General features: G+C 50.0%; 7 protein-coding genes and 1 pseudogene. 2 read left to right on the forward strand and 6 right to left on the reverse strand.

Annotated elements, in window-relative coordinates:
- Nucleotides 1–75 precede the first annotated feature (75 nt).
- Together PsAD26_RS05730 and PsAD26_RS05735 are read right to left on the reverse strand one after the other, a co-directional pair.
- On the reverse strand, nucleotides 76–816 hold the full coding sequence (locus PsAD26_RS05730; protein ID WP_063309639.1) for a TetR/AcrR family transcriptional regulator: 741 nt from the start codon (nucleotides 814–816) through the stop codon (nucleotides 76–78).
- Between the two features lie 43 nt (nucleotides 817–859).
- On the reverse strand, nucleotides 860–2,053 hold the full coding sequence (locus PsAD26_RS05735; RefSeq protein WP_057461754.1) for a thiolase family protein: 1,194 nt from the start codon (nucleotides 2,051–2,053) through the stop codon (nucleotides 860–862).
- 235 nt (nucleotides 2,054–2,288) lie between these two features.
- Here PsAD26_RS05735 and PsAD26_RS05740 point away from each other — a divergent pair, with 235 nt between their 5' ends.
- Nucleotides 2,289–3,272, forward strand: a complete 984-nt coding sequence (locus tag PsAD26_RS05740; RefSeq protein ID WP_057461753.1) for a LuxR C-terminal-related transcriptional regulator — start codon at nucleotides 2,289–2,291, stop codon at nucleotides 3,270–3,272.
- 59 nt (nucleotides 3,273–3,331) lie between these two features.
- Here the strand turns inward: PsAD26_RS05740 and PsAD26_RS05745 are convergent.
- The 3 genes and pseudogenes from PsAD26_RS05745 to PsAD26_RS05755 form a co-directional block, all read right to left on the reverse strand.
- Nucleotides 3,332–3,926: pseudogene (locus tag PsAD26_RS05745) on the reverse strand (IS6 family transposase); the annotation flags it as partial.
- A 54-nt stretch (nucleotides 3,927–3,980) separates the two neighbouring features.
- Nucleotides 3,981–4,685, reverse strand: coding sequence for an IS6 family transposase (locus PsAD26_RS05750; protein WP_063309641.1), 705 nt, complete (start codon nucleotides 4,683–4,685; stop codon nucleotides 3,981–3,983).
- 125 nt (nucleotides 4,686–4,810) lie between these two features.
- Nucleotides 4,811–5,854 carry an IS110 family transposase gene (locus PsAD26_RS05755; RefSeq protein WP_063309642.1) on the reverse strand — a complete coding sequence of 348 codons (1,044 nt, stop codon included), beginning with the start codon at nucleotides 5,852–5,854 and terminating at the stop codon, nucleotides 4,811–4,813.
- A gap of 599 nt (nucleotides 5,855–6,453) precedes the next feature.
- Here PsAD26_RS05755 and PsAD26_RS05760 point away from each other — a divergent pair.
- Nucleotides 6,454–8,778: an autotransporter domain-containing protein gene (locus PsAD26_RS05760; RefSeq protein ID WP_193758259.1), complete on the forward strand. Its 2,325-nt coding sequence runs from the start codon at nucleotides 6,454–6,456 to the stop codon at nucleotides 8,776–8,778.
- A 539-nt stretch (nucleotides 8,779–9,317) separates the two neighbouring features.
- Here PsAD26_RS05760 and PsAD26_RS05765 read toward each other — a convergent pair.
- A complete protein-coding gene (locus PsAD26_RS05765) occupies nucleotides 9,318–9,707 on the reverse strand; it encodes a hypothetical protein (RefSeq protein ID WP_153041461.1) in 390 nt (129 codons plus the stop codon).
- Nucleotides 9,708–9,929: the final 222 nt, after the last annotated feature.

Below are 9,929 nucleotides of genomic sequence, written 5' to 3' on the forward strand. Positions count from 1 at the left end.
ATTACGTAGGATCACATAGATAAACATCATGCAATTGGATGATGGAGACGGTTGTTAAAGGCCAAATCATGAGCTTTATCGAAGTAATAGGGCCATCGCGTCCAGATCCTTGCGCATATTATCGACATAATCACGCGCCTTGGTCTGGTTCTGTTGCACTCGCGCGCTGGTATAAAGCCCTGCCAGAGCATAATCTGCTATAATTTCAGCAATCTCTTGCGGCTCCAGACGGCCGCTGCTCTGGTACCAGCGCAATGTCCAGTTCACCATGCCAATGATCGCAAAGGCTGTCACCTTGCAGTCCACATCGCGAAACTCACCACAGGCAATGCCCTCTTTGATGCAGCGCACGTGAAAATCAAAAATGGCCCGGCGGGATATGTTGTAGTTCACGAGCAGCCGTTTTGGAATCTGGGTTTCAAGCCGGGCCAGAAGCTCAAACCTGTCGCCGCTGGTCAGTCGGCGCACAACCCCGTCTGTGATAACCGATCGCAATCGGCTGGACGGTGTCTGGTCTTTATCAGTTGCAATCTGCTCCAGCCGCAAAGACGGCTCAAGGGCTTCTTTCTCGATGAGATCTGCCAGAATTTCATCTTTACCCTTGAAATAGTAGTAGATGGTGGAGCGCCCGATATTCAGCTCCTTGGCGATACTGGCGATACCGCATTTTTCATAGCCGATTTCATCGAACATATGCGCGGCGGTATCCAGAATCTGATCCCGCATGAGCGCATTGCGCAAAGTGTCTGGCCGCCTTTCTTCGTTCGACAGCTCCCCCTCAGATAAGGCATGGTCTTCAAGTTCACCGCTCACCATCAACAATCCCCGACATTCAAATGAACCCTATCACTAGCACTAGTTACTGGTAGATTTCAAACAGGCCAGCAACACCCATGCCGCCGCCAACGCACATTGTAACAACCCCATAGCGCACTTGACGCCGCTGCCCCTCTGCCAGCACGTGCCCAGCCAGTCGCGCACCTGTCATGCCAAACGGGTGACCAATCGCAATGGCCCCGCCATCCACATTCATCAGCTCAGGGTCTATCTGTAAAACTTTTTGGCAGTAAAGGGCTTGCGATGCAAACGCCTCGTTCAGCTCCCAAAGGCCAATGTCCTGTATTTTCAAACCGTGCTTTTTAAGCAGAGCAGGCACCGCCAATGCAGGCCCTATGCCCATCTCCTCCGGCGCAACGCCCACCGTGCTGACACCGATCAGGGCCCCCAGTGGCTTGAGACTGTTTTGGCTGGCGGCTTTTGAGCTCATCAAAACCAGTGCCGCGGCCCCATCCGACAATTGGGAGGAGTTGCCCGCCGTCACATGTTCCCCGGACTTGATAACCTCGCCCCCTGAATAGACACAGGGCAACCCAGTGAGCCGGTCGAGACTGGTTTTGCGCACCCCTTCATCGCGAGTCAGCGTCACCGTTTCATAGGTGGTTTCTTCCCCATCAATCCGTTTGGAGGTGGCAAGGGGAGCCAGCTCTTTGTCAAACCGGCTTGCCTCTTGTGCTTCTAATGTCCGGTTATAACTTTGCAGCGCAAACTCATCCTGATCCTGCCGGGTGATGTTGTAGCGTTTGGCAACAATCTCACCTGTTTCGATCATGGGCATATACATGTGCTGGGATTGCGCGGTCACCGCTACAGAGCGGGACCGGTAGGTGTTCTTGTGCTGATTTTGGGTGAGGGAAATGGATTCCACCCCCCCAGCAACCACACACTCCATGCCATCAAAGGTGATCTGACGCGCTGCGATTGAGATTGCCATCAGCGAGGAAGAACACATCCGATCCACACTCATGCCCGGCACGCAATGGGGCAGGCCCGCTGCCGCCGCACTCAACCGACCAATGTTATAGCCCTGCGTGCCTTGCTGTGCAGAGCAGCCCATCACCACATCACTGACCTGCTCGCCGGAAAGACCAGCTCTGTTGAGCGCCTCGCGGACCACATGACCTGACAGCAAAGGGGCCTCCGTGTTGTTGTAAGCGCCCTTATAAGCCTTGCCTACCGGAGTTCTGGCATACGAAACAATGACTGCATCAAGCATAAAAGATCCTTTGACTAGCATTTATTGGCCAATGAAACTGCGAGTATGGCCGCGTTTGCTGCTACAAACCTCACCCATGAGGATGATTCGGAGTGACTCTTTCCTGTAATATATGACGAATTTTATACGCAGTGCCCAATATTTGACGGATTGTCTATTATTGGTCATAACTGTACAAATTCGTCAATCTGACGCAGCGAACCAGGGAGGTTACTGCACTGTTATGGGGGGAGACATGACGCATACAGATACATTGACAGGCCGGAAGTTGGACGCGGTTGAGAAAACCTATGAGATTTTGAGCAATGACGGCTCCGTCGAACATGTACTGGAAATCATTCGCACCGTCCTTCAGGCCCGCTGGCTGGTTTTGGAGATTCAATCCCTCGAAGGCCATCAACGCGACCGGCAGGTGTTTTACACGGCCACCCACAATGCTGAGCTGCAAAAGTCGACCAACTCCTGCGATGCGATCATCACACATGGTACGACCTCAGACAGCCAATACCGGCTTTATCTGCATGGTTTGAGCGTGAAAAATGACCTGATTGAGCAGACCGCCTCCGATCTGCTGCGCCATTTATGCCGTGCCTACAACCTGGCAAAGCAGCAACAGCGTGTGCAGGTGGAGCATGGCTTTTATGTTGCAACCCTGGACCGGCTGGCGGTGGGAACCATCTTCTTGAACAAGCACGGCAAGATTTTACAGACCAACAAGATCGCGCAGGACATTTTGGACGCCAAAGATGGGTTGATGCGCATTCGTTCCAATCTTGCCGCCAACGATCCGCAGACAAACACACACTTGCAATCCTGTTTGCGCGCCCGGCCTGAGCCTGAAGAAGAGCACGAAGATTCGTTACCACTCATTGTACGTAGATCCTCTAACAAAAGAGATCTTGGAATATTGATAAAACGCACAGGAGCTCAGGGTACGTCGAATAAGGATGTTGCGACAGTAATCATTCTCCGCGATCCTGATCACTCCACCCCGATCGAAAAGCTGGCTTTGCGTAAACTGTTTGCCATGACCTCTGCTGAAGCCGAGGTCGCCTGCCTGCTCACTGCTGGCAAAACACTCGATGATGCAGCCAGCACGCTCAACATCTCCAAAAACACAGCTCGCACACACTTGCGTTCAATCTTCTCCAAGGGGGATATCTCTCGGCAAACAGAACTTTTGCGGGTGATCCTTTCCAGTGTTGCTGTTTTTGGTTAAGCACGAATGGCTTTGTCAGGTTATTTTGATCTAAATGTTAGAAGGTGCTAAAAGGTTCTTTATGCGCACAATTCTGCCGTGTAGTCGCTCCACAAGCGGAACGCATCAGCGCGCGCATGGTGATATGAGGCGGCAGAAAGACGGTGGCGTTTGGGGCGGAAGAGAGCAGCCACTTGATCGTGAACAGATAGAAATCTCTGAGCATGTCGTGGAGATTTGAAACGGCCCATAACCTTTTCACGTCGCCGCATATGGCGATGAGAGGCTTCTGCCCGGTTGTTCAAGCCTTTGTGCTGGCGGTGCTCCAAATCTGAGGCGATCTCTTTTTTCGCAGCACCATAAGAGCCAAGCTTGTCCGTGACCAATACGCGAGGCATGCCCCAGCGTTTGAAAAGCTTATAAAAGAAGCGCTTGGCTGCTTTTGTGTTTCGTCCAGATTGCAACAAAAATGTCGAGAACATCACCATTCCGGTCTACCGCACGCCACAGCCAATAAGTGACGCCATGGATTTTGACCAAAACCTCATCTAAGTGCCAGTTATCATTGGGCGCAGGCCGGTCCCGCCTGATTTTACCGGCAAAGACATGCCCGAATTTATTCACCCAGTCCCGGATCGTTTCGTAGGAAAGTACAACTCCCCGTGCTGCCAGAAGGGCTCTGTTGCATCTTTTGGGTGAAGACACAAATAGCCTTCCCCTAGGCGCAATTCAGGCGTGAATTCCAAAGAGCCGGTTGATGAAGGAAACTTCGGTCCCACCTCCGACAGAGCGGATCCAGCTGTCAAACTGACCCTTCTTAAACATACGCATGACTTCAAAGCCTTTGATGGTCGCTGTCGCTGTTCGCATCGATTGGAAGCCGAGCGTTGGTTTAATCAGCCGTTTGAGCTTGCCATGATCGCTTTCAAGCCGGTTATTCAGATACTTCACCTGTCGCAGCTTCACGTAATCGGGGGCTTTCCCTTCCCGTTTAAGATCAGCCAAGGCCAGGCCATAGGCGGGGTTCTTGTCTGTGTTGATCCTCAAGGGAACATAACGCTTTGACCGCCTCAAGGCTTTGGAAAGAAAGCGCTTTGCCGCCTGACTGTCGCGTCTGGCCGTAAGCAGAAAATCAATCGTATCACCACGCTTATCGATGGCGCAAAACAGATATTTCCATTGACCTTTAACTTTCACATATGTTTCGTCGACACGCCAAGAGAACGACAGCCGATTTTGATACCACAAGGTCCGCTTTTCGAGTTCCGGAGCGTAGTGCTGAACCCATCTGTAGAGGGTGGTGTGGTCAACATCAACGCCGCGCTCTTTCAGCATTTCCTCAAGGTCTCGATAACTGATGCCGTACTTACAGTACCATCTCACGGCCCAAAGAATGATCTCTCCCTGAAACTGACGATACTTGAACTCTGACATTGCAAATCCCCCACTACACAGGGATCATGCAGCCGATGATCCAAAGTTGCAACGGAGCCCTTTGGGTGCGTTCTTTCTTCCGTTCCATGCTCATGCTCTGTCGCGAACTTTTAAGGAGGTTCTGGTTAGATCGCCTCCATGCCAGTTGTATGGTTGTCAAACTCCGTGCAATTGTACAATACGCTCCAGGCGATCCTTGCCGGCTTATTGGCCAAGGCGACGGCCAATTTATTCTTATGCATTCGCTTGGATGCCCGCTCCAGCCAGTCTCCGAAGCTTAGGTCCTGCCAAAGTTTTGGTCGCATCATTAAAACGTGTGCCGCTTGCACCAACAGCATGCGTAAATAGCGATTTCCGGTTTTCGATATTTTGCCGAGGATGGGCTTATCTCCTGTACTGTACTGCCGAGGGACCAGGCCCAACCAGGCACCAAGGTCTCGTCCGCGTTGAAAAGCAGATCCGTTGCCGATGGCGGCCACCAGCGCGGTGGAGATGATGGGGCCGATGCCGGGAATACTCATCAGAAGTTGGCAACCAACGTCATATTTGCTGATCTGTTCGATCTCGGTACTGGTCGCATCGATGCGTTCGTCTAACCACAACCAGTCTTCATAAAGGCCAATCAGGATGTCGTGCATGCGCGGAGAAATCTCATCAGCGCGCTTGTCGAGAATGGCGAACAGAGAGTTTCTCAAGCTGCTGTTGCCTGTACGCACCGCAATTCCTTGCTCTAACAGGAAGCCCCGGATCTGGTTGATGGTGGCGGTACGACGCGAGACCAATCGGGATCGAACCCGATGCAGAGCCTGTAGATCGAGCTGATCCTGGCTCTTTTCCTGCACGTAATTCAAATTGGGCCGCAGCACGGCCTCGGCCACAGCTTCAGCATCGTTGTAATCGTTCTTCTGGCCTTTGACGAAAGGCTTGGTGTATTTGGCGGCGATGATACGGGGATCGAACCCCAGTTTGCGCAATGTTCGGCTGACAAAATGCGCACTCATGCACGCTTCCATGCCCACAATACAGCGCGGCAACTTCTCAAACGTAGCCACGAGGGACAGACGTCTGATCTTTTTCCGAAAAGCGTAGCTACCATCGTCATTGAACCCAACGATGTGCAATGTGTCTTTGCCAATGTCGATGCCGACTGAGAGAAGTTCTGTGGTCATGGGACTGCTCCGGTTTCATGAGAACAGGATCACTATAGAGCCTGCGCCTTAGGGGAGCAGGCGGTCCATACCATTACCGGACGTTGGGCTACATCAACTTCTAGAGGAAGAGCATGCTCGGTAGTCTTGATACTGAGGTCGCTCCAGAAACCATAATAACAATTTCAAAAAATATTGCCGCTACTCTCTTTATTTAAGAAATTTTGCCAAAACTCGATAAAACTTACAATTGTAAAAGAAGCAATAATATCATCATCTAAGAATCAGTATTTTGATATGAATTTGGCAAGTTAATCTCTTGACTTGCATTAGATAATGGAATTTTTATTTCCATGATGGAACTTCAGAACAAATTATATTGTACGAATAAAATATTTTTAACTCATATATTTGTCCTTTTTTTATTTGTAATTACATTTTTGAACTTGTTTCTTGTCACACCTGCAACTGCTGCTGTTAGCTGTGATTTTCCAGATAACACTATAAATGGAATTGCTGTAAATTTGACTGCGGACACCTGCAACGTAACGAATTTACCTACTAATGATGAAGCACTCTTTGTTCAATTCAATCCCGCAACGGATGAAGTGATCATCGCTGTGAGTACAGACATTCCTAGTGTTGGATTGGGGGTAAACACCCTTTCAATCAACGGCACACCACAAACAGTTGTGTCAGGAACGAATGCCTTTCCGGATACTCTTGCAGATGACACTACAATCACGCTTACCGGAACTCACAATGGAAATAGCGAGAATTTTTCCTACACAGTAAACCGTTCTGGCGGAACTGTAACGCTTGCAGGCTCAAGTAGTGGCGGAGTACCCGCTGCAATTTCCGTAACTTCTGGCAATAATCAAAGTACGGAATTCTCGACAGCTTTTACAAATCCGCTTGTTGTGACTGTGACCGACAGTGGGGGGAACCCTGTGGCCAGTGAGACTGTGACTTTTACTGCGCCAACGACAGGCGCCAGCCTGAGTTCTGTGACACAAACAGCAACCACAAATGCGTCTGGTGTGGCGAGTTTGAGTGCAACAGCCAATGCGGCCAGTGGCAGTTATGTGGTGGAAGCAAGTGTGAGCGGTGTTGCAACGACCGCTGATTTCTCTCTGACCAACGATGCCGGGGCTGCCTCTTCGGTCTCCGTCACCTCCGGAAACAACCAAAGCACTGCGATCTCTTCGACCTTCACAAATCCGCTTGTTGTGACTGTGACCGACAGTGGGGGGAACCCTGTGGCCAGTGAGACTGTGACTTTTACTGCGCCAACGACAGGCGCCAGCCTGAGTTCTGTGACACAAACAGCAACCACAAATGCGTCTGGTGTGGCGAGTTTGAGTGCAACAGCCAATGCGGCCAGTGGCAGTTATGTGGTGGAAGCAAGTGTGAGCGGTGTTGCAACGACCGCTGATTTCTCTCTTTCGAACACAACAGGTCCCTCTTCGATTGTTGTGACCTCAGGCAATAATCAAAGCACCGAGATTTCAAGCAATTTCACTGATCCGCTTGTTGTAACAGTTACCGATGCAGGTGGAAATCCTGTTGCGAATGAAACAATCACCTTTTCAGCACCCTCCTCTGGTGCAAGCTTAACGGTTGTTACACAAACAGCTACGACCAATGCAGCTGGGGTCGCGAGTTTGAGCGCGGCAGCAAACAGCATTGCGGGGAGTTATGTGGTTGCAGCCAGTGTTTCTGGCATTGGAACCTCAGCAGATTTTTCATTGACGAATGCACGTGACAGCAACGCTGACATCGCACGCACGAAAGCAGTCATTGGTGCTTTCGTTGGAACTCGGGCTAATCAAATCGTTGCTGAACAACCAAGGCTGGTACAAAGGTTAAGAACCGGAAAGTTTGGCCAGCAAAAAGGCTTGAACAGCTTTTTTTATGATGTTTCTTCATCACGTCAGCAGGCTTCATTCCAGTTCAGCTACGCCTCTTTTATGAACAAGCTGACTTCTCTTAACACAAATAATTCTTCACACGCGGCCACTCGTATTGCCAACGGATTTGACCAGATGGAACCGCCCAAGCAAAATTTAAAGCTTGGCTGGGCTGCCGATGCAATTGCGACACCTCATGAAGCCTCATCAGCTATAAGCAGTCTTGTTTCTGATAGCGGAATATCAGATGACAGCTATTCCCCCTCCGGCTTCGATATCTGGGCACAGGGGTCCTATATCCGCGTCGAAAACAATGATTTTGGAAGCAACAACGGTTTGTTTTTCGTTGGTGTCGATTACCGTTATGAGGATGAACTCCTTGTCGGCTTTTTGACACAGCTGGATATTTCTGAGGAGGACAACAATACAGCCAACACTTCAGCCAGTGGTGTTGGCTGGATGTTTGGCCCTTATGCGGTTCTTCGCCTACAACCTAATCTCTACATGAATGGTCAAGCCACATATGGCCGTTCCAGCAATGACGTGGACGCACTGGGGCTGGGAACGGATAATTTTGATACAGAGCGATTACTACTCCAGGCTGGCTTAACTGGAGATTTTAGTCTGAATGAGATGACACTTAATCCGTTTGCCAACCTCACCTACTATTATGAGAAACAAGAGGCGTATATTGATCAACTGGGAAACACAATCTCCGATCAGACCTTCACCCTTGGTCGATTGGAATTCGGGCCACGTGTCTCCTATGATTATCTGGGCGAAACAGGCTACTTGTTCTCTCCTTTCCTATCTGTGTCAGGGATTTACGATTTCAATCGCTTGGTCAGCGCAATTCCTACAGACGCGACACTGGCTTCGGCTGATGAGAACTTCCGAGCCAGAGTAGAAGGTGGGGCAGAGCTGGTCATGCCATCTCCAGGAATTCGAGTTTTAGGAGAAGGGTTTTACGATGGCATTGGAGTTTCAGACTATGAAGCCTACGGCGGCAAACTGAGTGCAAATATTCAATTCTGACATCAGTCTAGTCTGGCAAGCTATATGAAAATATCCATGCAACGCCTGCATTTTCAGGACGATATAAGAAATACTTTTTTCATTAACGCGCAAGCGTATCATGCAGCATTTCGAGCTCTCGACATTTGCGAAGTATTTTAGTGCATTCTCTGAACGCCATAAGCAAACCTCCAATTGGATTGGTCTCGGAGTTAGCGTGAATGGCAGCAATGGTCATTCAGTAACATGCTGGCCAAAGTCGACTTATAGTTGAAGTCACGTACTGGCTGGAAGCACGAAGATTTAGGCTGAATGTCCGCAACTGGTCAAAAATTGCGGTTCGACTGTAGGCTCACACCAGTGCTGAACAAGAAAATCCTACGTTTTTCTTGTAGCCCAAGAGCAAGCCTGAACAGTGCGGGTTGAACATAAGAAAACCCGTTGCGAAAAGCATCGCAAGGTTGCTTCATGCCTCTGGTCTTTTCTTGCGGGCCACCGTTAGCCTTGGAGGCCCCTAATCAGAGACGCTAATATGGCATTCTCAAGCAGCACGATTCCACTTAAAACCGCTCTTCATCCTTAGCAAACGTGACAACACGAGCTGAGATATTGCGAAGCTTCAACTCTTCGACAAAAGCCTTGCAACCCGCTTCATAGACACACCGCGATTTGTAAGGCAGTCCCAGCAACAGCGAGACTTTCCATTCTCCTGTGCTCATGGCCTCCCCTACTCCTTTGACTTTCAGAAGGCGCACAAACGGGGCATTGAGATCAGCAAACATAACATGGGCACCACCTTCCTCAAAATAATCGCCGTTCTGTTCAACAAACTCCAATGTAGCCTCCAATGAAGCATCCCAAGCTGCCTCCAGCACCTCAGAAAAAGAGATGACTTCAGCGCGGTTGATTGCTGACTGCTTTGTTGGAAATGTGAGGATCTTGGCATTCATGTTGTGCTCCCTTGTGATCAAGAGACTTGAACGGCTTGCAAAAACCATGCTGTTCACTCCGTCTCAATGAGGTCCGTTTCATTTCCCTTGCCAAGTAAACGGGTGTGCGGGAGCTAGTGAGAAGAGAGGCTGTCCATAGTCTCCCGCAGCCCTAAGGGCGAGGAAAGATTGTGGTCAGGCGAGCGACGATCTAGGTCACGTGAGGGCAAAGCCCTTAAAGCT

The sequence above is a fragment of the Pseudovibrio sp. Ad26 genome, assembly GCF_001623285.1.
GTDB classification, from domain to species: Bacteria; Pseudomonadota; Alphaproteobacteria; order Rhizobiales; family Stappiaceae; genus Pseudovibrio; species Pseudovibrio ascidiaceicola.